Here is a 26,856-nt window from a genome sequence, read left to right on the forward strand (position 1 = left end):
TCCCATGGCCGCCACCCGCCACCCCCTGCCCTATGCCTTTGCGAAGGCCAACCTCGTGCTGCTGGAGGACGACGGCAGCGCGCTGACGCTGTGGGCCGCGCCCGAGGTCGGCTGGGCCACGCTGTCCGAGGTGCAGCGCCAGTACGCCGTGGACCGGCTGGAGTCCGAGGCGGCCTCGTCGCTGGCCGCTCGCATCAATGCGGTCTATGCCGGCAGCGAGAGCAGCGCGGCCGTCGTCGTCGGCGAGGTCGAGAGCGCGGTGGACCTGTCGCGCATGATGCAGGACCTGCCAGCGGTGGAAGACCTGCTGGAGGCCGCCAACGACGCGCCGATCATCCGCATGCTCAACGCGCTGCTGACGCAGGCGGCCAAGGACGGCGCGAGCGACATCCACATCGAGCCCTACGAGCGCAGCAGCTCGGTGCGCTTCCGCGTCGACGGCACGCTGCGCGAGGTGGTGCAGCCCAACCGGGCGCTGCACGCGGCGCTGATCTCGCGGCTGAAGATCATGGCCGAGCTGGACATCGCCGAGAAACGCCTGCCGCAGGACGGCCGCATCAGCTTGCGCATCGGCGGCCGCGCCATCGACGTGCGCGTGTCGACGCTGCCCAGTGCCCACGGCGAGCGCGCCGTGCTGCGCCTGCTGGACAAGAGCGAATCCAAGTTCACGCTGGAAGGCCTGGGCATGGACGGCAACGTGCTGTCCGCCTTCAAGAAGCTGGTGCAGCAGCCGCACGGCATTGTGCTCGTCACCGGCCCGACGGGCTCGGGCAAAACGACCTCGCTGTACGCCTCGCTGCAGACCGTGGACACCAGCACGACCAACGTGCTGACCGTCGAGGACCCGATCGAGTACGAGCTGCCCGGCATCGGCCAGACGCAGGTCAACGCCAAGATCGACCTGACCTTCGCCAAGGCCTTGCGCGCCATCCTGCGCCAGGACCCGGACGTCATCATGATCGGCGAGATCCGCGATTTCGAGACGGCGCAGATCGCCATCCAGGCCTCCCTGACCGGCCACCTGGTGCTTGCCACGCTGCACACCAACGACGCGCCCAGCGCCGTCACGCGGCTGACTGACATGGGTGTGGAACCCTTCCTGCTGTCGTCATCGCTGTTGGGCGTGCTGGCGCAGCGGCTGGTGCGCCGGCTGTGCCCGGCCTGCAAGACCCAGGACGACCACGGCCGCTGGCACCCGGTCGGCTGCGAGGCCTGCGGCAACACCGGCTACAAAGGCCGCACGGGCGTCTACGAGCTGATGGTGGCAGACGACGCCGTGCGCAGCCTCATCCACAACCGCGCGCCGGAGAGCCAGCTCACCGCCGCTGCGCAAGCCGTCGGCCTACGCTCCATGCGCGAGGACGGCGAGCGGCTGATCGAGTCGGGCGTGACATCGCTTGAAGAAGTGCTGCGCGTGACGCGCGAATAGGCCGTTAGCCCGTGCCCGCCTACAAATACGAAGCCCTCGCCGACTCCGGCCGCCAGAGCAGCGGCCTGATCGAGGCCGACAACCCGCGCGTCGCCCGCGCGATGCTGCGCGGCCAGGGCCTGACGCCGCTGTCCATCGAGATCGTGCAGCAGCACGGTGCGCAGGAGCGCAGCCGCTTCGTGCGGCGCGTCTTCAATTCGACGGCACTGGCCGTGTGGACGCGCCAGCTCGCCGGCCTTGTCGGCTCCAGCCTGCCCATCGAGCGTGCGCTGACCGCGCTGGCCGACGAGAGCGAGGACGTGCGCCAGCGCGAGCTGATCAGCCAGCTGAAGGCCGAGGTCAATGCCGGCTCCACCTTCGCCCGCGCGCTGGCCATGGCGCCGCGCGAGTTCGACGAGGTCTACCGCGGCGTCGTCGCCGCCGGCGAGCAGAGCGGCGCGCTGGGCCAGGTGCTGGAGAAGCTGGCCGACGACCTGGAGGAGCGCGAGGATCTGAAGGGCAAGCTCATCGGCGCGATGGCCTATCCGGCCATCATTTCGGTCATCTCCTTCTTCATCGTCATCTTCCTCGTCACCTACGTGGTGCCGCAGATCGCCACCGTGTTTACCAGTTCCAAGCGCACGCTGCCGGCGCTGACGATCGCGATGCTGGCCATCAGCGACTTCGCGCGCACCTGGGGCTGGGCGATGCTCGGCGCTGCCGCCGTGGCCGGCCTGCTGCTGCGCCAGGCGCTGAAGGCGCCGGCCTTCCGGCTGCGCTTCGACGCCGCGCTGCTCGGCGTGCCGCTGGTCGGGCGCCTCGCGCGCGGCTACAACGCGGCGCGCTTCGCCGGCACGCTGGCCATGCTGGCCGGCGCCGGCGTGCCCATCCTGAAGGCGCTGCAGGCGGCGGCCGAGACGCTTTCCAACCGCGCCATGCAGGCCGATGCGCTGGACGCGCTGGTGCAGGTGCGCGAAGGCGCGCCGCTGGGCTCGGCGCTGGCGGGCAAGAAGCGCTTCCCCGGCATCCTGGCGATGTTCGCCCGCCTGGGCGAGCAGACCGGCCAGCTGCCCGAGATGCTGGCCCGCGCCGCGCGCCAGCTCAGCGTCGAGGTGCAGCGCCGCTCCATGGCCGCGGCGACGCTGCTGGAACCGCTGCTGATCGTCGCCATGGGCGCCGTGGTGCTGCTGATCGTGCTGGCGGTGCTAATGCCGATCATTCAGCTGAATACGTGGGTGAAATAGACCACCCCCTACCGCAGCGGAGCTGCGGCCCCCTCAAGGGGGCACTCCCGGCTGCCCGGCAAAGCCGATCAGCGCGAGTCGCGCGAGGGGATGCGGCGCTGCGCGCGCATCGGGCATCTCGGGCCGAGCGCCGGGCCGCTCCCAAGCCGGCCCGCCAGGCGATGCGCTCGCGGCTCAATGCCGCGAACATCGCCGTCCCCTTGGGGGACCGACCAGACTCGCTCGCGTTCAGCGATGCGAGGTTGGGCGAGGGGTACTCAGCAGTCAGCTCAAGCGGAAGGTGGCGACGACGCTGCTCAGCCGGCTGGCCTGGTCCTTCAGGCTCTCGGCGGCGGCGGTGGACTCCTCCACCAGCGCGGCGTTTTGCTGCGTCATCTTGTCGAGGTCGGCCACGGCCAGGTTGATCTGGCCGATGCCCTGGCTCTGCTCCCGCGAGGCGGTGCTGATCTCGCCGACGATGTCGGTCACGCGCTGCACGCTGTTGACGATCTCGGTCATCGTGCCGCCGGCATCGGTCACGAGGCGCGAACCGGCCTCGACCCGGTCCACGCTGGCACCGATCAGCGCCTTGATCTCGCGCGCCGCCTCGGCACTGCGCTGCGCCAGCGTGCGTACCTCGCCGGCCACCACCGCAAAGCCGCGCCCTTGCTCGCCGGCTCGCGCCGCTTCCACGGCCGCGTTCAACGCCAGGATGTTGGTCTGGAAGGCAATGCCGTCGATGGTGCCGATAATGTCGCCGATCTTGCGGCTGGACTGCTGGATGTCGGTCATCGTGTCGACCACCTGGGCCACCACGCTGCCGCCGCGCCGTGCGACGTCGGCGGCGGAGTTGGTCAATTGGTTGGCCTGGCCGGCCGAGTCGGCGCTGTGTCGCACCGTACTGGTCAGCTCTTCCATCGCACTGGCCGTTTCCTCCAGGCTGGCCGCCGCCTGTTCGGTGCGGCTGCTCAGGTCCAGGTTGCCGCTGGCAATCTCGGCGCTGGCGGTGGAGATGTTGTCGACGACGCTGCGCACCTCCTGCAACGCACTGCGCAGCGCCGTGCGCATCGCATCGATGGCGCGCAGCAGCTGGCCGGTCTCGTCGTTGCCGTAATGGCGCTGGGCCGCGCCGGTCAGGTCCATGTCGGCGATGGCGCGGGCCGCGCGTTCGGCCGCCTGCAGCGGCACCGTGATGCTGCGGGACAGCACCACGCTGAGCGCAATGCCGGCCACCAGCGCCAGCGCCGTGCAGCCCACCAGCAGCCAGACCGTGCGCTGGCGCAGCGCCTCGACCTTGAGCGCCGAGGTATCCAGCTCGGCGCGCTGGCCCGATGCCAGTGCGGCCACGGCCTCCAGGTAGCTGCGGGAGGTCGGTTCGAACTTTTCGGCGAACAGCTTCGCCGCGCCCTCCATGTCCCCCTCCTTCTTGGCCTTGCTGACTTCCTCGCGGGCGGCCAGGTAGGACTTGCGCAGCTCGCTGATCCGGCCGAACAGCGCCTTCTCCTCCGGCGTGGTCAGCGCTGCCTCGATGAACTTTTGCAGCTCGTTGGTCTCCTTGATGGCGGCTGCCGTGGCGGGCGCGAAATACTCGATCAGCGACGCATCGCTGCTCCTGGCGATGGCGGCGGCCCGCTGTACGCCGGACGTCGTGTTACGCAGCCAGTCGGTGGCCGCACGCTCGACCTTCAGGCTGCTTTGCAGCATGTCTGCGACCTCGACGCCGAGCGAGCGCAGCTGCCAGACGGCGACGACGCTGCTGAACACCGACAGGCCGAGGATGCATGACAGCACCAGCGCAAGCCGGCGCCCGATGGAGCCCTGGCGGGCGGTTGTGATGGACGACATTGAGAAACTCCCTGTGGCGCACGCGAGGTGTCGCGGCCGCTTGAAACCGCGCATGTTCGGTGGGCTGCTGCGAATGCGCCACCGATATAACGGGTAAACCCGGACACAACGAGGACTGCTTCACGGAATCGAGCGACGGAGGCCCACATCGGCTCCGCGTGCAGGTGCGCGCCGCCGCGACAGACTGCACGACTCGGTGATTTCTCTAGGCACACGCCGGGCGCCGTTTTTGCTTGAATGAAGCTGACTAGACGGAGATCCCAGCCATGAGCAGTACCGCCATCGCCTGTGTCGCCCCGCGCATCCCGGTCGCCCGGATGCGCAGCATCTACCGCGCCGAGGACGTGACCCGCCGCCTCGACAAGCTGCCGCCCAAGGAGCACGAATCCCTGCGCGCCACCTACGAGCGCATGCTCGAAAAAGGCGAGGAGCGCTTCCAGGTCAAGCCCTCGGGCCTGCCGGTGATGGACGCGCTGTATGCCGAGCTGCCCAACTTCCACGAGGTGCTGGACGACGTGCGCCGCCAGATCGCCCTGTGCAACGACAGCAGCGACGCGCTGGAGATCACGCCGCTGCTGCTGCTCGGCCCGCCCGGCGTCGGCAAGACGCATTTCGCGCGCCAGCTGGCCGAGCTGCTGGGCACCGGCATGGGCTTCGTGTCCATGAGTTCGCTGACGGCCGGCTGGGTGCTGTCGGGCGCCTCCAGCCAGTGGAAGGGCGCGCGCGCCGGCAAGGTCTTCGAGGCGCTCGTCGACGGCGACTACGCCAACCCCGTCATGGTGGTCGACGAGATCGACAAGGCCGGCGGCGAGGCCGCCTACGACCCGCTGGGCTCGCTCTACAGCCTGCTGGAGCACGACACGGCCAGCAGCTTCATCGACGAGTTCGCCGAGGTGGCCGTGGACGCCAGCCAGGTGATCTGGGTGGCCACGGCCAACGACGCCCGCAGCATTCCCGACCCCATCCTGAACCGCGTCAACGTCTACGAGGTGCAGGCGCCCGACTTCGCCGCCGCCCGCACGATTGCGCTGCGGCTCTACCAGAAGCTGCGCGGCTCGCACGACTGGGGCCGCCGCTTCGACGAGCACCCCAGCGACGCCGTGCTGGACCGCATGGCCGAGCTGGCGCCGCGCGAGATGCGCCGCGTCTGGATGACCGCCTTCGGCAACGCCCGCCTCGCGCAACGCGACACGCTGCTCTGCGAAGACCTGCCCAGTGGCAACGGCAAAAAGGGTCGCATCGGCTTCATGCAGTAGTGCAAGGAGGCGCGCAGGCCAGAATGGCGGCATGCCTGCCACGCTGAACGGTCAACTCGTCGTCGCCATCTCCTCCCGCGCCCTGTTCGACTTCGAGGCCGAGAACCAGGTCTTCGAGGCCGGCGACGACCGCGCCTACATGGCCTTGCAGCAGCAACGCCTGGACGAGCCCGCGCCGCCCGGCGTGGCGTTCTCGCTGGTCGAGAAGCTGCTGGCCTTCAACGCCGGCGGGCCGCCGCAGGTGGAGGTGGTCGTGCTGTCGCGCAACGACCCGATCTCGGGCATGCGCGTGTTCCGCTCGGCCAAGCATTACGGGCTGGCCATCGAGCGCGGCGTCTTCACGCGCGGCGCCTCGCCGTGGCGTTACCTGAAGCCGCTGTCGGCCCAGCTCTTCCTGTCGGCCAACGACGACGATGTGCGCCAGGCGCTGAATGCTGGCGTGGCGGCGGCGCGCGTGATGCCGCTGGCCGCGCGCGCCTCGGCCGCCCATCCCCGTGAGCTGCGCATCGCCTTCGACGGCGACGCGGTGCTGTTCTCCGACGAGGCGGAGCAGGTCTTCCAGCGCGACGGCCTCGCGGCGTTCCGCGAGCACGAGAGCAGCCGCGCCCACCTGCCGCTGCCGGCCGGCCCGTTCAAGCCGGTGCTGCAGGCGCTGCAGCGGCTGCAGCACGCGCCCGGTGGCGGCATGAAGGTGCGCACCGCGCTGGTGACGGCCCGCAGCGCGCCCGCCCACGAGCGTGCGCTGCGCACGCTGATGGACTGGCAGATCGAGGTCGACGAGGCGATGTTCCTCGGCGGCCTGGCCAAGGGCGAGTTCCTGCGCGAGTTCGAGCCGGACTTCTTCTTCGACGACCAGGTCGGCCATGTCGAAAGCGCGGCGGCGCATGTGCCGGCGGGGCAGGTGACAGCGGGAGTGGCTGCGGCGCGTGTTTCGGAGATTCCGGTTTAAGAATGGAGCAGCATCAATGGCACTGACGAAGAAGGGCGAGTTCTGGTACGGGACGACGTCCGGCGACACCCAGGCCGAGCTGCGCAGCTACAGCGTTGCGAATCGCCATGAGGCCGTCCGGTTTGCCGCGTCCAAATGCGATTGCGGGTGCCGGACCTTCGCGCTGCAGAGCGATGAAGAAGCCGGCGTGGCGATCCGCACCTGCACCGACTGCGGGCAGGAACACCTGATGGGCGACAGCGCGGACTACGTTGAAGAAGCCGCGCCCGAGGTGCACGAGTGCGTGTGCGAGAACGAGGTGTTCGAGCTGATGTCCGGCGTCTCCGTGTACGAGGGCACACATGACGTGCGCTGGTACTACATCGCTTGCCGCTGCGTGGAATGCAATCTGGTCGGGGTCTTCGCAGACTGGAAGTGTGAAGCGGGTGATGCGGCGGCCTTCCTTGCCAGGGTATGAGCGGCCGAACCCCGCAGAGATCAGGCTCGCAGGCTCACGGTCACGCAAGGTTCAGAGTCAGGGCTCAGGTTTCAAGCCATAGCTTGAGCAATACCTGACCCTCTCACGCTGGAACGCCAAGCCTCGGCATATCGACGGCGCTTGATCGCATCTACCGCGCGAGCGGCCGAAGGGGGCATGAAGTGGTCGGCGGACTTGGCTGTATCAATGACAGCCAGCGCTGCCCAACCGACGTTCGCGGCGCCCCGCGAACCATCGCGCCCGGCATCAATCCTGGTTCTTCGCCAGGCGCGCCGCGAGCTTCATCAGCGTGGGCACGCGCTTCCTGCCATGCATGCCACGCAGCCGCGCCTTGGCCGCGCCGATGTCGATACCCGCGCAGGTCACGAACAGCGGCGGCGCTTCGTCCTCGCGCATGACCTCGAACTGCGCCGACAGGCCCGGCAGACCCCGTTTCGAAACACCGACGACCGGCACCTTGCCGCCCAGCGCCTGATGCAGGTGCTGGCCCAGGCCCGGCGTTTCGTCGGCATCCAGATGGACGAAGCCTTCAAACAGGACAAGCTCGGGCGCCAGGCCGTGCTCGCGCAACAGCTGCATCACACAGGGCAGTTCGCGCAGGTCCAGCTCGCCTCGCACGGCCTTCTCGACATGGGCGATGCGGCAGACGTAGGTCTTCGTCGCCTCCGCCGCATCCCAGGCCTCGAAAGCCACGGCGGCAGCGGTCGCCTGCGCACCATCGACATGAACAGCCACGATCAATTTCATGCAGGAGTATGAGCCGCTGCGGCGCAGGCCATCGAGCAACAGCGGCTAGCGCCGCTCGCCCAGCAGCGCCGCCTGGCGCAAAGCCTCCCGCTCGCTCGCGAGCACGTCGGGCCGCGAGGTGAGCGAGACCGAACGCCCCCACACGACATCGTCCACGACCAGTGCCAGCACGGCCCCGACAACAGCCGCACCGCTCAGCACCCAGTCCGGCAGCCCACTTTGCGCCAGCAGCAGCGTCAGCGGCACAAAGCCCAATCGTGCCCAGGCGGCGAGTCGGAGGTCACGTTCGATCAGCGGCAGCACGTCATCGTTGAAGGGGTCCTTGCGCGCACCGCGCAGCATGTTCAAGGTGCCCACGCCACCGAAGAACGCGACGGCTGCGGCCGTTCGCAACCAGACCTGCGGCCCCGCGTCCAGCAGGCTGACCATCATGTAGACGGCGGCGCCGGCGCCGAAGGACAACAAGGCGTCCGACATGCGCGACGGAAAACGCACGAGCGCCAGCATGCGGAACAGCCCGCTCCAGCAGGCGATGAGGGTGAGCAGACTCGCCAGCACGAGCAGCCACGGCCGTTGGGCTTCTGGCATCTCCAAGACCCGGCGCAGCAGGTAGGCCACCAGCCCGCCGGTGAAGATGGTGTTCAGCGTGTTGAAGGTCGTGAAATGCGCGTCTCTCAGCCGCACGCGCAGCTCGCGCGCCACCTCGATCGGTAGCTGGTTCATGGGCCAGTCCTCCCGGACGGGCATGTTAGCGACCGACACGGTGGGCGCAAGGAACGTGGCGCGCGCACGCCACCCGGCCCACTACCCGCCCGCGTCAGGGCAGCAGCTGCAGCGCCAGGCTGCGCTCGGCCAGCCACAGCGTCGCCAGCGCGGCGACGGCGCTGGACGCACCGGGCACGAACCAGCGCCGGTAGACGGTGCGCCCACGCAGCCACAGCGCCGGCGGCAGCAGCAGCGCGACGGCGGCGAGCTGGCCCAGCTCCACGCCGACGTTGAAGCCCAGCAGCGGCAGCAGCAGCTCGCTGCCGCTCAGGCCCAGGTCCTTCAGCGGCCCCGCGAAACCCACGCCGTGGACGAGGCCGAACAAGCCCACCATGGCCCAGCGCGGGCCGGGCAGGAAGGGGCGGATGTTGTCCAGCGCGGCCAGCAGCACGGTCAGCGCGATCAGCGATTCGGTCCAGCGCGTCGGCGGGTCGATGACGCCGCCGGCCGCCAGGCCCAGCGTCATGGAGTGGGCCACGGTGAAGGCGGTGACGAGCTTCAGCGTCTCGACGAAGGCGCTGCGACCGCTGGCGCGCGGCACCCAGCCGGTGCCATCGCGCTTCCACACCGCCACGAGAACGAGGGTGGCGAGGAACAGAAGGTGATCCAGCCCGGCCGCGATGTGGGCCATGCCTTCGATGACGAAGCCGCCGAGGCCCGCGCTGTTGGCGCTGAGTGTCTGCGGGCCGGCGCCGGGCACCAGCACCAGTGGCTCGCCCGCCGTGCCCACGAGGCGGGCCAGCGCGCGGTGGCCGGCGTCGGTGGCGGTGAAGAGGCGGTAGTCGATGGCCAGCGCCTGTACGGTAGCCGGGCATTGCCAGCGGGTGACGAGCACGGCGTGCATGCCGTCGCTGTGTTCGTCGAGCTGCGGCGTGTCGGCGCCTGCGGGCTGGCAGGCAGCGCCGTCGGCCGTGAAGCGCACGCCGTCGGCGGCGAGGCGCTCGATGTCGCTCCAGCGAGTGCGCACTTCGCCCCAGCTGAGCGTGCCATCGCCGTCGGCATCCAGGCCCAGGTCGCGGTCGAGGTCACGCAGCGCGATGTCCAGGCGCTGCTCCACGCTGGCACCCTCCACGCGATAGCGCAGGTAGGCGTCGCTGGACTGGTGGGCCCAGGCGCCGGTGCAGAACAACAGCAGGATCAGTGCACGGATCACGAGTTCAAGGGTCGATCAAGGGCGGCGAGGCGGGCATCTTGCCAGCCCCGCTCGCGCACGAAGCGGGCCAGCTCGCGTCGCGCGGGCTCGCCATCGCGACCGGCGGCCTGGGCGGCGCGCAGCAGCAGCACGGCATCGGCCGGCTCGCGCTGCATGGCCCAGTTGGCCTGGGCCAGGCGCAAGGCCTCGCGCGGCTGCCTGGCCACGTCCAGCGCAAAGCGGGCCTGCTCGCGGGCATGCTTGCCGGGCTCGCGCTTGTCGGCCGAGGCCAGGCTGTCGCGCAGGCGGGCGGTGGGCTCGGCAGCGTCGCGGCCCAGACGGTGCAAGGCGATGACGTGGCGCAGCAGCAGCGCGTCGGCGTCGCTGCCCTGGGTCAGCGCCAGCGCCTCGGCGTGGCGGCCCTGGGCCAGCAGCCAGTCGGCCAGCGCGGCGCGGGTGTAGACCTCGTCGGCACCCACGAGTGCCTGCCGGTACAGACCCAGCGCGGCGGCGTCGCCCATGCGCTCGGCCAGCTCGGCACGCATCAGCGCGAGCCAGGGCAGGACGCTGCGGCCGGGGCTCAACCGGGCCAGCACCTGCGCGGCGGCGGGGGCCCTGCCGGTCAGGCTGTCCAACTCGGCCAGGCAGGCCGTGGCGGGCAGCGGCGCGAGTGGCTGCAACTGCTCGCACAGCGCACGCGCCTGCGGCAGCTCGGCGCGCAGCTGGTGCAGGGCGGCGCTGTCCAGCAGCGCCTGGGCGCGCAGCTCGGGGGCCAGGTCTTGCCGCGCCAGCAGGCCGCGCAGCTGGGCCTGGGCAGTGTCGAACTCATGGCGGGCCTGCAGCACGCGGGCGCGCAGCAGCTGGGCTTCGGGCGGCGCATCGGCTAGCGACCACCATGGCGCCAGCGCGGCCTGGGCAGCACCCAGCTCGCGCGGGTCGCCCAGCACGCGGGCGCGGTCGAGCGCGGCGCGGGCCGAGGCCAGCGCGAGAGGCAGCTGGGCGGGATCGCGTGCGAGTGCAACCCGGCGTGCCCGCTCGTCGGCGCCGACACGGTAGGGCAGGCGCTGGACGATCTCGGCGTCGCTCTTCGGTGTGAAGGGCTCGGCCGAGGCCGCGAGCGGCGCAGCAAGCAGCAGAACAAGCAGCGTGCGCACGTTCAGATCGAGTAAGGCTCGGCGGTCTCGCTGGTGAACGGCTCCCCGGCCGGCAAGGTCAGCGCCTCGCTGATCTCGTCGCTGGTCGGCTGCACATTGAGGTAGCCCACCAGCGCGTCGCTCGACACGATGACGCCGTCGGGTATCGCCGTCAGCGGCGTTGGCGTCGGGCCAGGACCGGGCGCCGAACCGGCGTCGTCATCGGACCCGCCACCGCAGGCGACGAGGGCAAGGCTGGCGGCAGCGGCCGCCGCCAGGGTCAACAGGGTGCGCATGGCGGCCTCCTTCACTTGGTGCCCGGCAGGGGCGTGTTGAGATACGGGAAGGCGGCCAGCAGCGGCACGACGGCCTGGTCCACCGCGTCGTGCAGCTTGAATGCGGTGGCGCCCAGCGGCACGGCGGACGGCTTGCAGGCCGCGCCGAAGCCGAGCGCGTCGGTGTCGCCATTGGCCATGCACAGGCCGCCCATCACGGCCACCAGCGAGATGTCGACGACGTCGTCCTTCGGCCGGCGGCCATTCGGGTAGCCGGCGCTGTCGCTGCCGCCGGCAAGGATGTTGCCGACGATGCCCAGCCGGTTCTGCTGCGCGAAGGCGACCGGCGCAATGGCCGTGTTAAGGCGCAGCATCTCGGACGGCGTGACGGTGGCCAGCTGGTTGACGCCCTTGATGCCGGTCAGGAAGGTCGTGACCAGGTCCATGCGCGGGAAGTTGGTGGGCGCCGTGCCCGGCAGGGCGAGTGCGATCTCCAGCAGCGCGGGCAGCGTCGGGTTGGTCACGTAGTCGGCGAACTGGCCGTCGCCGGTGGGCTTCGTCGCGTTGAACTTGTCCTTGTCCTTCAGGCCGATGACGACCTCGTTGACCAGGGGCATGCCCAGGCGCGAGACCTGCACCCAGGCGCCGCCGGCCTTCTCGGCCGCCTGGTGGCCCGAGGCCGGCTTGGGGTCGAGCAGGCGGCCCTGGCGCAGGCTGGCCGTCGTCCAGCCACCGATGACGTCGCTGCCGGCGCTCTTCAGGCAGTCCTTGTGGACTTCCAGCGCCAGCGTCGTGACGTTCTTGTCGCCGATAGTGTTGGGTGCGGCATTGATCAGCGCGGGGTCGGTGATGACGGCGACAGGCGCGTTGACCAGGTCGAAGATGGTGCCGAGGTTGACCGCGAACGGGTCCTGGCGCTGGCCGACGAAGACCTTGGCCGGCGTGGCGCAACCCGGGATGGTGATCGGGTAGACATGCTTGGCCGCGTAGGCCGGGTAGTCGGCGATGGTCTTCTTGCCGATGTTGTCGACGGGCTTGTCGAAGGTCGTGGCGCCGCTGGTGGCATGGGTGACTGCCTGGGCGGTGCCGCTGCGGCGGTCGCCGCGCACGACCGTCACCGTGAAGCTCTCGTTGAGCTGCAGGTTGGCGTCCTTCACGTTGGCCACGCCGCCCGCCTGGATCAGCGGGATGCCGACCATCTTGCCGCCGACGTTGAGGCTGACGCCCGCGCCGTTGTTGGCCAGGCGGTTCTTGACGCGGAACTGGAAGGTCAGGTCTTCCTTGGCGTCGCCGCTGTTGTCGATGTGGATCTCGTAGAGCGCGTTCGGGTCCAGCGAGAAGTAGTTGGGGCCGCCGTAGGGGTCCTGCAGCGGCAGGTAGTTGGCGATCAGCGTGACCATGCCGTCGCGGCCTGCCTCGTAGCTGCGGAACATGTAGAAGTCCGTCGCATCGACCTTGGGCACGGTCGTCAGGAAGGGCGCTTCGCGGTGGCTGGAGGCCTGGGCGCCAGCGGCCATGCAGAGCAGTGCCGTGGCCATGGCGCTGCGGGTGAGTCGGGCATTCATGGGGGGCATCCTGTGGGGCGATACCGGCTTGGCATCTGTGGGGCTCTACGCCGCCACACCCGCCCCGGATTCACCAGCGTGACGAATCGCCGGGAATCCCCCTAGCAACACAATGGCGCCTCCTACAGGAGAGCCGAATGCCTCGTTTCCGTTTCGCCGCACTTGCGGCCGCCCTGTGCGCCACAAGCGCGCTGGCCGGCACCAGCGGCTTCTACCGCCAGCCCGCCCTGCAGGGCGACACCGTCTATCTCGTCGCCGAGGGCGACCTGTGGCGGGTCAGTTCACAGGGCGGCGACGCCCAGCGCCTGACGACGCACAACGGCCTGGAGAGCCAGCCCGCCGTGTCGCCCGACGGCCGCTGGCTGGCCTTCACCGGCCAGTACGACGGCGGCACCGAGATCTACCTGATGCCCGTGAGCGGCGGCCCGCCGAAGCGGCTGACCTGGGAAGGCGGCGGCATGCGCGTGTGGGGTTTCAGCGCGGCAGGAGAAGTCATCTACACGTCGCTCGACGCGCGCCCCGGCGCCCAACTCTTTGCGCTCAACACCCAGACCGGCCAGCGCCGCCAGCTGCCCGTCGGCCAGGGCAGCGACGGCGCACTGACCGCCGATGGCAAGACGCTCTACTTCACCCGCAGTGGCCTGCGCAGCGACAACGCCCGCCAATACCGCGGCGGCGCCATCGCGCGGCTGTGGTCGCTGGACCTCGGCGGCAACGCGGAAGCCAAGCCGCTGATCGCCGAAGGCAACAACGACCGCCGCCCCCTGCCCTACCGCATCGGCAACATCGACCGCATCGCCTTCCTGTCCGACCGCGACGGCACGGTCAACCTGTGGAGCGTCAACGCGCAGGGCGCGGACCTTCGCCAGCACAGCGCGCACAAGGGCTGGGACATCCGCCATGCCAGCATCGACGGCAGCCGTGTCGTCTACGCGCTGGGCGCCGACCTCTACACGCTGGATCTCGCGCAAGGGGTCGTGCCGAAGAAGCTAACCGTGAGCCTGGGCGGCGACTTCGACCAGCAGCGCGAGCGCTGGGTCAAGAAGCCGCAGGACTTCCTGACCGGCGCGGCCTTCGCCCCCAACGGCGAGCGCGTGCTGCTGGCCGCGCGGGGCCGTCTCGCCACGCAGGGCGTGCAGCAGCTGCGCCGCGCCGAGCTGCCTCAGCCCGCCGACGGCCGCTGCCGCAACGGTGAGTTCAGCAGCGACGGCAAGAGCGTGTTTGCCGTCTGCGACTTCAGCGGCGAGCAAGAGGTATGGCGCTTCGCCGCCAATGGCACGGGCCAGCCGGAGCGCATCACCGAGGGCGCAACGACACAGCGACGCGACCTGCTGCCCTCGCCCGACGGCCGCTGGCTGGCGCATACGGACAAGGAGGCCCGCATCTGGCTGACTGACATCAAGGCCAAGACCACGAAGGAGATCGGCCGCGGCGGCTTCGGCACGCCGCAGCTGCAGGCCTGGAGCCCCGACAGCCAAGCCCTGGCCTGGACCACGCCGCTGCGCCACGGCGACCGCAGCCAACTGCAGCTGCACAATCTGGCCGACGGCCGCACGCACACGCTGACCAGCGACCGCTACGACAGCGACGCCGCCGCCTTCAGCCCCGATGGGCAATGGCTGTACTTCGCCTCCGACCGCAACTTCGCGACCACCGGCCAGCCCAGCCCCTGGGGCGACCGCAACACCGGGCCCTTCTTGGCCTTCCGCAGCAAGCTCTATGCGCTGGCGCTGCAGCCGGGCCTGCGCTCGCCGTTCGCGGCCAAGGACGAGCTGGAATCCGTCACCGAGAAGAAGGCCGAAGAGCAGCGCGCCGAAGACCGCAAGGCCACCGACAAGGCACCCACCGAACGCAAACCGGACGACAAGGACGCCAAGCCGGCGGCAGAGAAAAAGGGCAAGCCTGCCATCGTCTTCGAAGGCCTGGCCGAGCGCCTGCATGAACTTCCCGTGCCCGGCGGCAACTACCGGGCGCTGCGCGCCGACGGCAAGCGGCTGTGGTTCCTGGACCAGGACCTGGAGCGCAAGACCCAGCTCAAGTCCATCGCCGTCGACAACCAGGGCGGCCCGCCCGAAGTGCTGGCCAGCGACGTGCGCGGCTACGACATCAGCGCCGATGGCAAGAAGCTGATGCTGGTGCGCAACCAGGGTCAGAACGCACCCGAGGTGCTCATCGTCGACGCCGCACCCAAGCTGCCTAACGACCTGGCCAAGCTGACCGTGCGCTGGACCGACTGGCACATCGCCACGCAGCCGCGCGCCGAGTGGAAGCAAATGTTCGCCGACGCCTGGCGCATGCAGCGCGACTTCTTCTACGACAAGGACATGCACGGCGTCGACTGGGCCGCCACGCGCGCCAAGTACGAACCGCTGGTGGACCGCGTGACCGACCGCTTCGAGCTGGCCGAGCTGATGGCGCAGATGGTGGGCGAGCTGGGCGCGCTGCACAGCCAGGTCGCCCCCGGCGACACGCGGCCCGCGCCGGACGAGCCGGGCCTGGCCGGCCTGGGCGGCCGCTTCTCCAAGGCGCCGGGCGGCTGGCGCATCGATGCCATCTACGGTTTCGAGGCGGAGCTGCCCGCCGAGGCCCCGCCGCTGGCCACGCCAGCGGTCAACCTGAAGGTCGGCGACGTCATCACGCACATCAACGGCCGCCCCACGGCCGAGGCACCGCACCTCCTGGAGCTGCTGCGCGGCCAGGCCGGCCGCCAGGTGCTGCTGGACGTCAAGCAGGCGGGCGGCAAGACGGTGCAGCGCATCGTCACGCCGGTGGCGCAGCTGCGCGAGAACCAGCTGCGCTACAACGACTGGCGCGTCAGCCGCGCCCGCGCGGTGGAGCAGGCCGGCCAGGGCCGCATCGGCTATGTGCACCTGCGTGCGATGGGCGCGGCCGACATCGCCGACTTCGTGCGCGAGTTCTACGCCGCCAGCGACCGCGACGGCCTCGTCATCGACGTGCGCTACAACAACGGCGGCAACATCGACAGCTGGGTGCTGGAGAAGCTGCTGCGCCGCGCCTGGGCCTTCTGGCAGCCGCGCTCACCGGCTGGCACCGGCGTCTACGCCAACATGCAGAACGTCTATCGAGGGCACACCGTCGTGCTGATGAACGAGGACACCTACAGCGACGGCGAGACCTTCGCCGAAGGCTTCAAGCGCCTGAAGATCGGTCCCGTCATCGGCAAGCGCAGCTCGGGCGCGGGTGTCTGGTTGTCCGACCAGAACCGCCTGATCGACAACGGCATCATGCGGGCCGCCGAGATGGGGCAGATGGACGCCGAAGGCCGCTTCCTCATCGAGGGCGTGGGCGTTGCGCCGGACATCGAGGTCGACAACCCGCCGCGCGCGACCTTCGCCGGCCAGGATGCCCAGCTGGACGCGGCGATTGCGGAGCTGAAGAAGCGCATCGCCGAGCAGCCCATCCCGGTGGTGAAGCCCGGGCCCTACCTGCGGCCGGTGAAGCCCTGAACGAGGGGCGGTGCGCCGTTTGCCAGCACACTGGCACACCGCTCCCACAGAGGTTCTGATGCACCGCTTTGGCTTTGACAACACCTACGCCCGCGACCTGCCCGGCGCCTACCAGGCTTGGCAGCCCGCTGTCGTCCCCGAGCCGCGCCTGCTGTTCGCCAACCACGCGCTGGCCGACGAGCTGGGCCTGCCGCCCGAGGCGCTGCAAGGCCCGGACGCTGCCGCGCTGTTTACCGGCAACCAGCTGCCGGCCGACGCCGAGCCCATCGCCCAGGCCTATGCCGGCCACCAGTTCGGGGGCTTCTCGCCGCAGCTGGGCGATGGCCGCGCGCTGCTGCTGGGCGAGGTGATAGACCGCTCGGGTCAGCGCCGCGACATCGCCTTCAAGGGCTCGGGCCGGACGCCGTTTTCACGCGGCGGCGACGGCAAGGCCGCCGTGGGCCCGATGCTGCGCGAAGTGCTGATCGGCGAGGCCATGCACGCGCTGGGCATCCCGACCACGCGCGCACTGGCCGTGGCCGCCACCGGTGAGCTGGTGCGCCGCGAGACGCCGCTGCCGGGCGCCGTGCTGACCCGTGTGGCGGCCAGCCACCTGCGCGTCGGCAGCTTCCAGTTCTTCGCCGCGCGCGGTGACCTGGACATGCTGGGCCGGCTGAGCAACTACACGGTCGCGCGTCACCACCCGCATCTGGTCGGCGCACCCGACCGCCACCTCGGGCTGCTGCGCGCCGTGGCCGGGCGCCAGGCACAGCTGATCGCGCAGTGGCTGAACATGGGCTTCATCCACGGCGTCATGAACACCGACAACATGGCGCTGTCGGGCGAGACCATCGACTACGGCCCCTGCGCCTTCATGGAGGCCTACGACCCGGCCGCCGTGTTCAGCAGCATCGACCACCACGGCCGCTACGCCTACGCGAACCAGGGGCCCATCGCCCGCTGGAACCTGGCACGCTTTGCCGAGACGCTGCTACCGCTGATGGCAGCCGATGACGACGAGCCGGCGATCGAGCGCGCCGTGGCGGACGTGACGGCGGTCATCGACGACTTCCCCGCACTGCTGGCCAGCGCGCTGCTGGCCGGCCAGCGCGACAAGCTGGGCATCGTCACCGCCACGGCGGCCGATGACGAGGCCGACACCGCGCTGGCGGCCGACTGGCTGACGCTGCTGCACACGCAGGCGGTGGACTTCACGCTCGCCTGGCGCCACCTGGCCTCGGCCGCCGAGGGCCGGCCCGAGCCGCTGCGCGACCTGTTCGTCGACCGTGCGGCGCTGGACGCCTGGTTGGCCCGCTGGCGGCAGCGCTGCGGCCCCGACGACGGCGCGCGCGCGCAGCGCATGCGCCGCGCCAGCCCGGCCGTCATCCCGCGCAACCACCTCGTCGAGGAAGCACTGGCCGCCGCGACGGCGGGCGACCTGGCGCCGTTCGAGTCGCTGCTGGCCGCCGTGCGCGCACCCTGGCAGGAATCCGCCCTGTCGACGCGTTATGCCGCGCCGGCCGCCACTGACGTGACCGCGAACTACCGCACCTTCTGCGGCACCTGATCAGCTCAGCAGCACGCGCGCGAACTTGCGCTTGCCGACCTGCAGCACATGCTCGCCGGCATCCAGCTTCAGGCCCTTGTCGGACAGCACCTCGCCCGAACGCCGCACGCCGCCCTGCTCCACCATGCGCAGGCCTTCGCCGGTCGACGCGACCAGGCCCGCCGCCTTCAGCACCTGGGCCAGCCCCATCGGCGCGCCGCTCAGCTGCACCTCGGGGATCTCGTCGGGAATGCCGCCCTTGGCGCGGTTGTTGAAGTCCGCCTCGGCCGCATCCGCCGCCGCCGCGCTGTGGAAGCGCGCGGTGATCTCCTTGGCCAGCGCGACCTTGGCGTCCTTCGGGTTGCGCCCGGCCTCGACCTCGGCCTTCAGCGCGGCGATCTCGCCGATCGACTTGAACGACAGCAGCTCGTACCACTTCCACATCTGCACATCGCTGATCGACAGGATCTTGGCGAACATCGTGTTGGCCGGCTCCGTGATGCCGATGTAGTTGTTCTTGGACTTGGACATCTTCTCGACGCCGTCCAGCCCCTCCAGCAGCGGCATGGTCAGGATGCACTGCGGCTCCTGGCCGTACTCCTGCTGCAAATGGCGGCCCATCAGCAGGTTGAACTTCTGGTCGGTGCCGCCCAGTTCCAGGTCGCTCTTCAGCGCCACCGAGTCGTAGCCCTGCATCAGCGGGTACAGGAACTCGTGCACCGAGATCGGTGTCTGAGCGGCGAAGCGCTTGGTGAAGTCGTCGCGCTCCATCATGCGCGCCACCGTGTACTTGGCCGCCAGCTGAATCAGCCCGGCCGCGCCCAGCGGTTCGCTCCACTCGGAGTTGTAGCGAATCTCGGTGCGCGCCGGGTCCAGCACCAGCTTGGCCTGGGCGTAGTAGGTCTCGGCGTTGGCCTGGATCTGCTCTTTCGTCAGCGGCGGGCGCGTCGCGTTGCGGCCCGACGGGTCGCCGATCAACGACGTGAAATCGCCGATCAGGAAGATGACCTGGTGACCCAGGTCCTGCAACTGGCGCATCTTGTTCAAGACGACCGTGTGACCGACATGGATGTCGGGCGCCGTTGGGTCCAGCCCCAGCTTGATGCGCAGCGGCACGCCCGTCGCAGCCGAGCGGGCCAGCTTCTTGGTCCACTCCGCCTCGGGCAGCAACTCATCCACACCTCGGCGCGTGACGGCCAGCGCCTCTAGGACGGCATCGGTGATGGGAAATTTCGGGGCGTCGGACATGAGCAGCTCGCCAACTTGTTAGAAGCCGGGCGAAATTGTTAAGTTGTTGATCTATCGGGGTTAACCGGCATGCCAAGTAGGACAAGGCCGTTAGAATTCACCCTTCGAATCGGGGGTGTTGCTTCAACACAACCGATATGGATTTTAAGGGCCGCCAACGGGAGCGGCCTTCGCGTGGAACCGGCTCAGCCGGGATTGCCCCCAGCGACAACCCCGGGATGCCGAGAGTGACCGTAGTCCAGAGACACCTTCAGCAAGTCAAAACCGCCCTCGCCAGCGCCGAGTCCTTCGCGGCCCGCCACCCGCGCGCACTGACCACCTCGGTCGTCAGCCTGCTGAGCTGCTTCGCGGTGACCGCCTTCGGCATCGCCCCCCTCGCCCCCGACGCCGCTGCCCTGCCCAAGCGCACCGTGGTCGAGATGCTGGACACGCCCAGCATCGAAGCCCAGCTCGACGAACTCGCCGCCCACCGCGTCGGCCTGACCCGCGCCGAGGCCACCCGCTCCAGCGACACGCCCGACAGCCTGCTCAAGCGCGCCGGCGCCTTCGACCCCGCCGCCGCCGCCTTCCTGCGCGCGGACCCGCTGGCCCGCCGCATCTTTCAGGGCCGCGCCGGCCGCATGGTCCACGTCACGGCTGATGCCTCGGGCCAGGTGCAGAAGATCGTCGTGCGCTTCCCGGCCGAGAAGGTCGAGCAGCAGGCAAGTCACTTCACCCGCCTGAGCATCGAGCGCGACGGCACCCGCTTCACCGCCCGCACCGAGACCGCGCCGCTGCAGGCCCAGGTCGCCCTGGGCAGCGGCAGCATCCGCACCTCGCTGTTCGCCGCGACGGACGACGCCAACATCCCCGACGCCATCGCCTCGCAGATGGCCGACATGTTCTCCGGCGACATCGACTTCCACCGCGAGCTGCGCAAGGGCGACCGCTTCAGCATCGTCTACGAAACGCTGACCGCCGACGGCGAGCCCATCCAGTGGGACGGCGGCGTCGGCCGCCTGTTGGCCGGCGAGTTCACGAACAACGGCCGCACTTACTCGGCCGTCTATTTCAAGGACAGCGCCAGCGGCAAGGCCAGCTTCTACGGCTTCGACGGCCAGAGCAAGCGCCGCGCCTTCCTGGCCAGCCCGATGGAGTTCTCGCGCATCACCAGCGGCTTCGCGATGCGCTTCCACCCCATCCACAAGACCTGGCGCCAGCACAACGGCACCGATTACGGCGCCCCCACCGGCACGCCCGTGCGCTCCGTGGGCGATGGCAGCGTCGAGATGGCTGGCTGGCAGAACGGCTTCGGCAACGTCGTGCACGTGCGCCACAGCGGCAACCGCACCACCGTGTATGCCCACCTGAGCAAGATCGACGTGAAGAAGGGTCAGCGCATCGAGCAAGGCCAGCGCATCGGCGCCGTCGGCGCCACCGGCTGGGCGACCGGCCCGCACCTGCACTTCGAGTTCCGCGTCGGCGGCCGCCACGTCGACCCGCGCGTCATCGCCCGAGCGTCCGAAGCCGTCACGCTGCCCAGCTACGCCAAGGCGCAGTTCCAGCAGACCGTCGCCAGCATCAAGACCCAGCTGGCCGTAGCCCAGACCATGGATGGCATCTCTGCCGCCGACTGAAGGCCAGCTCTACATCGGGCTGATGTCGGGCACCTCGCTCGACGGCATCGATGGGGTTCTTTTTGACGCGGGCCGGCTGGCCGTCACCGGCCACGTCCACGCACCTTTCGCCCCGGCGCTGCGCGATGAACTGCTCGCGCTGAACACCCCCGGCGACAACGAACTGCACCGTGCCGCGCTGGCAGCCAACGCTGTCGCGCGCGGCTATGCCGACGTCGTCGCCCAGTTGCTGGAAGCGACCGGCACGCGGCGCGACCAGGTCGCCGCCATCGGCGCCCACGGCCAGACCGTTCGCCATCAGCCCGGCGGCTTTGACGGCTACACGACGCAGCTGCTGAACGGCGCCTTGCTCGCTGAACAAGCTGGCATCGATGTCGTCTGTGACCTGCGCAGCCGCGATGTCGCCGCCGGCGGCCAGGGCGCGCCGCTGGTGCCGGCCTTCCACCGCGCCGTCTTCAGCGCCGAAGGCCAGGACAGCGCCGTGCTGAACCTCGGCGGCATCAGCAACCTGAGCCTGCTGTTCGCCGACGGCCGCACCGGCGGCTTTGACTGCGGCCCGGCCAACTGCCTGATGGACGGCTGGATCGCCCGCCACCAAGGCAAGGCGTTTGACGCCGACGGCGCCTGGGCCGCCACCGGACGTGTGTCTCCGGCGCTGCTGGCCACGTTGCTAGGTGAGCCCTTCTTCGCGCTGCCACCGCCCAAGAGTACCGGCCGCGACCTTTTCAACCTTGGCTGGCTGCAGAGCCGACTGCTGCCCGGCCTCGCGCCGGAAGACGTGCAGGCCACGCTGCTGGAGCTCAGCACGCGCTGCGTGGCCGATGCGCTGCGGGCACAGATGCCGGGCGCCAGGTCGCTGATCGCCTGCGGCGGTGGCGCGTTGAATGGGCGGCTGATGCAGCGCCTGTCCGACCTGCTGCCCGGCGTCACGGTCGAGTCCAGCGCCGCGCACGACCTGCCGGTCGATCAGGTCGAAGCGGCCGCCTTTGCCTGGCTGGCCATGCGCTTCAAAACAAAACGGCCGGGCAATCTGCCGGCCGTCACGGGAGCCGCAGGTCTGCGGCTCTTGGGTTGCCTCTATCCGGCCTGATCAGACCGAGAAGCTCGACCCGCAACCGCAGGTCGTCGTCGCATTCGGGTTCTTGATGACGAACTGCGCGCCCTGCAGGTCTTCCTTGTAGTCGATCTCGGCGCCCATCAGGTACTGCAGGCTCATCGCGTCGATCAGCAGCGTCACGCCGTTCTTCTGCATCTGCGTGTCGTCATCGTTGACGGCCTCGTCGAAGGTGAAGCCGTACTGGAAGCCCGAGCAGCCGCCGCCCTGCACGAACACGCGCAGCTTCAGCTCCGGGTTGCCTTCTTCGGCCACCAGGTCGCGCACCTTGTCGGCGGCGCTGTCGGTGAACACGAGAGGCACGGGAATGTCGGTGACGGGGGTATCAAGCACGGCGCTCATGGCGAGGCTCCTGTGAATCTGTCCAGAGACGAATAAGAGGGATTGTCCGCGCAAAAACAAAAGGCCGCGTTGCGGCGGCCTTTTGTTGCGTCGAGCAGCGATTAACGCTTGCTGAACTGCTTCCTGCGACGAGCGCCGTGCAGACCGACCTTCTTACGCTCGACTTCACGCGCGTCACGCGTGACGAAGCCGGCGCGGCTCAGTTCGGGCTTCAGGGTCGCGTCGTAGTCGATCAGCGCGCGGGTGATGCCCAGGCGCAGCGCGCCGGCTTGGCCGGACTCGCCGCCGCCATGCACGTTCACCTTGATGTCGAACGCTTCGCCATTGTTCGTCAGCAGCAGGGGCTGCTTGGCGATCATGATCGAGGTCTGACGACCAAAGTAGGTGTCGATGGCCTTGCCGTTGACGATGATCTGGCCCGTGCCCTTCTTCATGAAGACGCGAGCGACCGACGACTTGCGACGGCCCGTACCGTAATTCCAGTTTCCGATCATGGCCGTTCCTTAGATCTCGAGAGCCTTGGGCTGCTGGGCGGTATGCGGGTGCGTCGGGCCTGCGTAGACCTTCAGCTTCTTGACCATGGCGTAGCCGAGCGGGCCCTTGGGCAGCATGCCCTTGACGGCCTTTTCCAGCGCGCGGCCGGGGTGCTTGGCTTGCATGTCCTTGAACTTCGTGGCGTAGATGCCACCGGGGAAGCCGCTGTGACGGTAGTACACCTTGTCGGTGGCCTTGTTGCCGGTCACACGGAGCTTTTCCGCGTTGACGATGACAATGAAATCACCGGTGTCCACGTGAGGCGTGTAAATGGCCTTGTGCTTGCCGCGCAAACGGAGTGCCACTTCGCTGGCAACACGTCCGAGCACCTTGTCGGTGGCGTCAATCACAAACCACTCGTGCGTCACCTCGGCCGGCTTGGCGCTGAAGGTCTTCATGAGTTGCTTTCGCTGTGCTGGCCCTTCAACAGGGCCGGCAGTATTGGCTGAATTCGACTGCCCTCGGTGCTGTGTCATGAATGCACAACCTCTCGGACAGATCTTTCCCGCAGCCTGTTGACGGAAAAGCCCACGAGTGTAGCAGCGTCAGCCATGGTTTGAAAGCGCCAGGCGCGTTAACCTAGCCACGCCACCGAGCAACCGCATGCCCCGCAAACCGCCCGCGCGCCCTGCAGACCCGTCCGACCCACCTGCGACCGACTGGGACCAGGTGCTGTCGGCCTTTGGCCCGGACCCGCATCCCGCGCCGCCATCGGCCTCGCCCCCAGCCGCGCCCGCCGGTCCGCTGGTCGCGGCCCGGGCGGCGTTGGAGCGCTTGTCGACCTGGGTGCCCATCCGCTCGCTGGCCCGCCGCCACCGCCGTCGCATCATCGAGCACCTGCTGGCGATGGAGCCGCGCGACCGCTACCTGCGCTTCGGCTATTCGGCGTCGGACGAGCAGATCCACAAGTACGCCCTGAGCATCGACTTCGCCCGCGACGAGGTGCTGGGCATCTTCAACCGCCGCCTGAAACTGGTGGCGCTGGCCCACCTGGCCTATGGCCAGCCCTTGCCGGGCGACCCGACCCGCACGATGGCGGAGTTCGGCGTCTCGGTGCTGCCCGAGTCGCGCGGCCGGGGGCTGGGCGGGCGGCTGTTCCAGACCGCTGCGCTGCACGCCCGCAACCGCGGCATCGACACCCTCTTCATCCATGCGCTGAGCGAGAACCGGCCCATGCTGCGCATCGCGACCGCGGCCGGCGCCATCGTCGAGCGCGACGGCAGCGAATCGGCCGCCTACCTGCGCCTGCCGCCCGACACCTTCGGCTCCCAGGTCGAGCAGGCCCTGGACCGCCACCTCGGCGAACTGGACTTCCAGTTCAAGCGTCAGGCCCAGGTGCTGAGCGACTTCGTCGACAGCGTGGGCGAGATCAAGGCCCAGATCGATGCCTCGGGCCGAAGCAGTAAGGAATGAGCGCGGGCGCTCCAAACCCCATCCCTCAGCTTGGGGGACTACGGGCTAGCGAGTGCGTCCCTGTCACCTGATTGCGCTACATTGAACTCCCAATACGCCGCGAGTCCGTCGGCGATGACGCCCCAACTCCCTGAGGCACATGCCGTACGCCATTTACTGGATCGCCGCGCTGGCTGTATGCGTGCTGGGCCTGGCCATCAGCCTGGTCTGGGCACTGCGCCGCCCGGCTTACGCCAATAAAGGCTTACCAGCGGAGTGGTCACTCACGGCGCGACCTGTGTTCACGACCGATGAGCGCCGCGTCTTCCGGCTGCTGCGCGAGGCCCTGCCCCACCATGTCGTGCTGTCCAAGCTGCCGCTGGTGCGCTTTTGCCAGCCGACCGAGGCCAAGGAAGTGCGCTACTGGTTCGACCTGCTAGGCGCCTCGCATGTGACCTTCGCCGTCTGCAGCCCCAATGGTCGGGTGCTGGCGGCCATTGACCTGGAAGGCGAACGGGGCGTCACGCCGCGCAGCCTGCAGATCAAGCATGCCGTGCTGTCCGCCTGCCGCGTGCGCTATCTGCGTTGCGCGCTGGACCAGTTGCCCAGCATCGCCGAGTTGCAACTCCTCGTTCCCCAGGGCAGCAACCCGCGCGGCCCGCTGCCGGCGCCGGCGGCCACTGCCAGCCTGCCTCGGCGCCGCAGCAGTGGCATGGGCATGGGCGAGGACGAATTCGGCAGCGACTGGGGCCAGTTCTCCCAACCGCTGCCGCTCTGGCAGGACGCCGGCGTGTTTGGCGGTGGTGGGGACGGTTATGGCGAGCGCCACCCGCGCATGCCGGCCCAGCCCGCGCATACGCCGTCGCGCCGCCTGCCACAGCGCGACCTCGGCGCCGCCCACTACAACCCGCGCAGCATTCCGGTGCTGGATGACGCGGACGACGAAGCGCTGATGGACGAGATCGTCGGCGTCGTCGTCGACGCACCGCGCTACGCGACCCAGCGGCCGCGTCGGAGTTGAGCTGATCCGATCCGGCGACACTCGCCGGATGCATGCCACCCCTGACCTCAGCTTCGGCGACCTGACGCCGGAGTTCATGCTCGACGCGCTCGACGCCACCGGCCTGCGCGCCGATGGCCGCATGCTGCAGCTCAACTCCTTCGAGAACCGCGTGCTGCAGGTCCACCTGGAGGATGGCCGTGTGGCAGTAGCCAAGTTCTACCGCCCGGCGCGCTGGAGCGATGCGCAGATCCTGGAGGAGCACGCCTTCGCCACCGAGCTGGCCGCCGCCGAGGTGCCCGTCGCCGCGCCGTGGGTGCTGGACGGTGGCTCCACCCTCTTCCATTACCAGGGCCAGCGCCTGGCCGTCACGCCGCGCCAGGGCGGGCGTGGGCCGGAGCTGGAAGACCCCGAGGTGCTGCGCTGGATCGGCCGGCTGCTGGCCCGCCTGCATAGCGTCGGCCGGCGACAAGCCTTTGCCGAACGCCTGACCTGGGCCAGCGCGGCACCGGCGCAGGCGGCGCGGGACTGGCTGATCGAGCACGAAGCCATCCCGCCCGAAACCGCCCCGGCCTGGGACAACGCCGCGCGGCGCTGCATCGAGTCCATCCAGGCCGCCTTCGACAGCCTGCCCGACCTGCAGCTCACGCGCCTGCACGGCGACTGCCACCCCGGCAACATCCTGTGGACGCCGGACCGCGGCCCGCATTTCGTCGACCTGGACGACGCCGTCATGGGCCCGGTCGTGCAGGACTTGTGGATGCTGCTGCCCGGCCCGACCGAGGGCAGTGACGCCGCCCGCCGCCAGCTCAAGGCCGTGCTGGACGGCTACGAGCAGATGGCCGAGTTCGACGACCGCGAACTGCGCCTCATCGAGCCGCTGCGCACGATGCGCATGATCCACCACAGCGCCTGGCTGGCCCGCCGCTGGGGCGACCCGGCCTTCCCGGCCGCCTTCCCGTGGTTCGGCACGCCCAACTACTGGATGGACCAGGTCGCGCTGTTGCGCGAGCAACTGGAGGCGATGAAACCGAAGGACGCTCCGCCGACGCTTGCGCGGGACGAGGATGCGGTGGATTTCGACGGCGACGGTTTCGCCTAAGCCTTGCGGCGACGCGCGGCCAGCAGCACGCCTGCACCAGCCAGCATCAGCAGCGCGGCATCGGGCTCGGGGACGGGGGCGGCCATCAGCTGCACCTCGCTCAAGGCCATCCAGCGACCCGGCGTTCCCAGCGTTAACTCGACGAAGCGGCCGGCGCCAGGGGTGAGAAAGCTCAAGGTCACCGGCAGGTCGTTGGACAGGGCCAGGCCGTCATGCGCCGGCACCACCTGCGCGCTGCTGAAGCTGACGCCGTCCACCGAATAGCGCACCGACGCGGACACCGGCAGTGTGACGGCGGCCGACGGGTAGGCCAGGAAGTGCGCCTCGATGTGGTCCACCTGGTGGACGCTGCCGAGGTCGAAGGTGATGGTCGGCGAGACGCCGTCCCACAACACGTAGGGCGACCACGCCCAGTAGCCGCCGCCGACCTGGACATCCATGACGCCGTCGGTCAGGTCGGTGCCCGGGTCGTTGTAGCCATAGAAATCGGGGCCGTTGTGCGACAGCTGGTAGCTCGCCACCGGCAAGGGAGCCGGGGCAACTGCCCAGGCCGGGGAGGCCATGGCAGCGGCCAATGTCGCCAGGGCCGCCAGGGCCAGTGCACGGGATTTCATCGTTCTCCTGCTCCTTGTTGCTGAGCGGATTGGAGAGCGGCGGCTGCGGCGAGACAACACCGGGGTTCGGGGAGGGGGCGAGCCCAACAACAACCGCGCGAGATCCCGCTGCACGCCCAATCGCCG

Annotated in this window: 24 protein-coding genes; 12 read left to right on the forward strand and 12 right to left on the reverse strand. The window is 69.5% G+C overall.

Going from position 1 to position 26,856, the window contains the following annotated elements; all coding sequences use genetic code 11:
- Nucleotides 1-4 precede the first annotated feature (4 nt).
- Entirely contained in the window at nt 5-1,429 is a 1,425-nt protein-coding gene (gene gspE, locus ACG00Y_RS20855) for a type II secretion system ATPase GspE (protein WP_394482201.1), read from the forward strand.
- An 11-nt stretch (nt 1,430-1,440) separates the two neighbouring features.
- On the forward strand, nt 1,441-2,652 hold the full coding sequence (gene gspF / locus ACG00Y_RS20860) for a type II secretion system inner membrane protein GspF (RefSeq protein WP_394482203.1): 1,212 nt from the start codon (nt 1,441-1,443) through the stop codon (nt 2,650-2,652).
- Nucleotides 2,653-2,916: 264 nt separating this feature from the next.
- On the opposite strand, the gene ACG00Y_RS20865 is transcribed toward gspF, so the two are convergent.
- On the reverse strand, nt 2,917-4,476 hold the full coding sequence (locus ACG00Y_RS20865; protein ID WP_394482205.1) for a methyl-accepting chemotaxis protein: 1,560 nt from the start codon (nt 4,474-4,476) through the stop codon (nt 2,917-2,919).
- A gap of 266 nt (nt 4,477-4,742) precedes the next feature.
- Between ACG00Y_RS20865 and ACG00Y_RS20870 the strand changes: the two genes are divergently transcribed.
- From ACG00Y_RS20870 to ACG00Y_RS20880, 3 genes are read left to right on the forward strand one after another with little or no spacing between them, the layout of a single operon-like run.
- Complete coding sequence (locus ACG00Y_RS20870; protein ID WP_394482207.1) at nt 4,743-5,732, forward strand: AAA family ATPase; 990 nt, start codon at nt 4,743-4,745, stop codon at nt 5,730-5,732.
- 31 nt (nt 5,733-5,763) lie between these two features.
- A complete protein-coding gene (locus tag ACG00Y_RS20875; RefSeq protein ID WP_394482209.1) occupies nt 5,764-6,681 on the forward strand; it encodes a 5'-nucleotidase in 918 nt (305 codons plus the stop codon).
- A 16-nt stretch (nt 6,682-6,697) separates the two neighbouring features.
- Nucleotides 6,698-7,138, forward strand: coding sequence for a hypothetical protein (locus tag ACG00Y_RS20880; RefSeq protein ID WP_394482211.1), 441 nt, complete (start codon nt 6,698-6,700; stop codon nt 7,136-7,138).
- 267 nt (nt 7,139-7,405) lie between these two features.
- Here ACG00Y_RS20880 and ACG00Y_RS20885 read toward each other — a convergent pair whose 3' ends face one another.
- The 6 genes from ACG00Y_RS20885 to ACG00Y_RS20910 form a co-directional block, all read right to left on the reverse strand.
- Nucleotides 7,406-7,906 (reverse strand): endonuclease V, encoded by a 501-nt coding sequence (locus ACG00Y_RS20885; protein ID WP_394482213.1) that lies wholly within the window; start codon nt 7,904-7,906, stop codon nt 7,406-7,408.
- Nucleotides 7,907-7,951: 45 nt separating this feature from the next.
- Entirely contained in the window at nt 7,952-8,629 is a 678-nt protein-coding gene (locus ACG00Y_RS20890; protein ID WP_394482215.1) for a hypothetical protein, read from the reverse strand.
- Between the two features lie 94 nt (nt 8,630-8,723).
- Nucleotides 8,724-9,824: a HupE/UreJ family protein gene (locus ACG00Y_RS20895; RefSeq protein WP_394482217.1), complete on the reverse strand. Its 1,101-nt coding sequence runs from the start codon at nt 9,822-9,824 to the stop codon at nt 8,724-8,726.
- On the reverse strand, nt 9,821-10,957 hold the full coding sequence (locus ACG00Y_RS20900; RefSeq protein ID WP_394482218.1) for a hypothetical protein: 1,137 nt from the start codon (nt 10,955-10,957) through the stop codon (nt 9,821-9,823). The genes ACG00Y_RS20895 and ACG00Y_RS20900 overlap by 4 nt, the downstream gene beginning before the upstream one ends.
- A 2-nt stretch (nt 10,958-10,959) precedes the next feature.
- Nucleotides 10,960-11,232, reverse strand: a complete 273-nt coding sequence (locus ACG00Y_RS20905) for a hypothetical protein (RefSeq protein ID WP_394482220.1) — start codon at nt 11,230-11,232, stop codon at nt 10,960-10,962.
- Nucleotides 11,233-11,243: 11 nt separating this feature from the next.
- Nucleotides 11,244-12,776, reverse strand: coding sequence for a DUF4331 domain-containing protein (locus tag ACG00Y_RS20910; RefSeq protein WP_394482222.1), 1,533 nt, complete (start codon nt 12,774-12,776; stop codon nt 11,244-11,246).
- A gap of 137 nt (nt 12,777-12,913) precedes the next feature.
- Here ACG00Y_RS20910 and ACG00Y_RS20915 point away from each other — a divergent pair, with 137 nt between their 5' ends.
- Entirely contained in the window at nt 12,914-16,243 is a 3,330-nt protein-coding gene (locus ACG00Y_RS20915) for a S41 family peptidase (RefSeq protein ID WP_394482224.1), read from the forward strand.
- Between the two features lie 58 nt (nt 16,244-16,301).
- Nucleotides 16,302-17,789: a protein adenylyltransferase SelO gene (locus ACG00Y_RS20920; protein WP_394482226.1), complete on the forward strand. Its 1,488-nt coding sequence runs from the start codon at nt 16,302-16,304 to the stop codon at nt 17,787-17,789.
- Here ACG00Y_RS20920 and tyrS read toward each other — a convergent pair whose 3' ends face one another.
- Entirely contained in the window at nt 17,790-19,016 is a 1,227-nt protein-coding gene (gene tyrS / locus ACG00Y_RS20925) for a tyrosine--tRNA ligase (protein WP_394482228.1), read from the reverse strand.
- 227 nt (nt 19,017-19,243) lie between these two features.
- On the opposite strand from tyrS, the gene ACG00Y_RS20930 reads away from it, so the two are divergent.
- On the forward strand, nt 19,244-20,632 hold the full coding sequence (locus ACG00Y_RS20930) for a peptidoglycan DD-metalloendopeptidase family protein (RefSeq protein ID WP_394482229.1): 1,389 nt from the start codon (nt 19,244-19,246) through the stop codon (nt 20,630-20,632).
- Nucleotides 20,610-21,722 (forward strand): anhydro-N-acetylmuramic acid kinase, encoded by a 1,113-nt coding sequence (locus ACG00Y_RS20935; protein ID WP_394482231.1) that lies wholly within the window; start codon nt 20,610-20,612, stop codon nt 21,720-21,722. The genes ACG00Y_RS20930 and ACG00Y_RS20935 overlap by 23 nt, the downstream gene beginning before the upstream one ends.
- Here the strand turns inward: ACG00Y_RS20935 and erpA are convergent, their stop codons facing one another.
- From erpA to rplM, 3 genes are all read right to left on the reverse strand, one after another.
- Nucleotides 21,723-22,088: an iron-sulfur cluster insertion protein ErpA gene (gene erpA, locus ACG00Y_RS20940; RefSeq protein WP_394482233.1), complete on the reverse strand. Its 366-nt coding sequence runs from the start codon at nt 22,086-22,088 to the stop codon at nt 21,723-21,725.
- A 101-nt stretch (nt 22,089-22,189) separates the two neighbouring features.
- Nucleotides 22,190-22,582, reverse strand: coding sequence for a 30S ribosomal protein S9 (gene rpsI / locus ACG00Y_RS20945; protein ID WP_056262649.1), 393 nt, complete (start codon nt 22,580-22,582; stop codon nt 22,190-22,192).
- Nucleotides 22,583-22,591: 9 nt separating this feature from the next.
- The gene (rplM, locus tag ACG00Y_RS20950) at nt 22,592-23,020 is read right to left on the reverse strand and encodes a 50S ribosomal protein L13 (protein WP_056203159.1); all 429 of its coding nucleotides are present in this window, start codon (nt 23,018-23,020) and stop codon (nt 22,592-22,594) included.
- A 205-nt stretch (nt 23,021-23,225) separates the two neighbouring features.
- Between rplM and ACG00Y_RS20955 the strand changes: the two genes are divergently transcribed.
- The 3 genes from ACG00Y_RS20955 to ACG00Y_RS20965 all read left to right on the forward strand — a co-directional run bounded on the left by ACG00Y_RS20955 (nt 23,226) and on the right by ACG00Y_RS20965 (nt 26,116).
- On the forward strand, nt 23,226-24,035 hold the full coding sequence (locus ACG00Y_RS20955) for a GNAT family N-acetyltransferase (RefSeq protein ID WP_394482235.1): 810 nt from the start codon (nt 23,226-23,228) through the stop codon (nt 24,033-24,035).
- Nucleotides 24,036-24,174: 139 nt separating this feature from the next.
- The gene (locus tag ACG00Y_RS20960) at nt 24,175-25,035 is read left to right on the forward strand and encodes a DUF2726 domain-containing protein (RefSeq protein WP_394482237.1); all 861 of its coding nucleotides are present in this window, start codon (nt 24,175-24,177) and stop codon (nt 25,033-25,035) included.
- A 28-nt stretch (nt 25,036-25,063) separates the two neighbouring features.
- A complete protein-coding gene (locus ACG00Y_RS20965) occupies nt 25,064-26,116 on the forward strand; it encodes a serine/threonine protein kinase (protein ID WP_394482239.1) in 1,053 nt (350 codons plus the stop codon).
- Here ACG00Y_RS20965 and ACG00Y_RS20970 read toward each other — a convergent pair.
- The gene (locus ACG00Y_RS20970) at nt 26,113-26,730 is read right to left on the reverse strand and encodes a discoidin domain-containing protein (RefSeq protein WP_394482241.1); all 618 of its coding nucleotides are present in this window, start codon (nt 26,728-26,730) and stop codon (nt 26,113-26,115) included. The two genes, ACG00Y_RS20965 and ACG00Y_RS20970, sit on opposite strands and share 4 nt — an antisense overlap.
- Between the last annotated feature and the right edge of the window lie 126 nt (nt 26,731-26,856).

The sequence above is a fragment of the Pelomonas parva genome (genome assembly GCF_043555835.1).
Lineage (GTDB): Bacteria > Pseudomonadota > Gammaproteobacteria > Burkholderiales > Burkholderiaceae_C > Pelomonas > Pelomonas parva.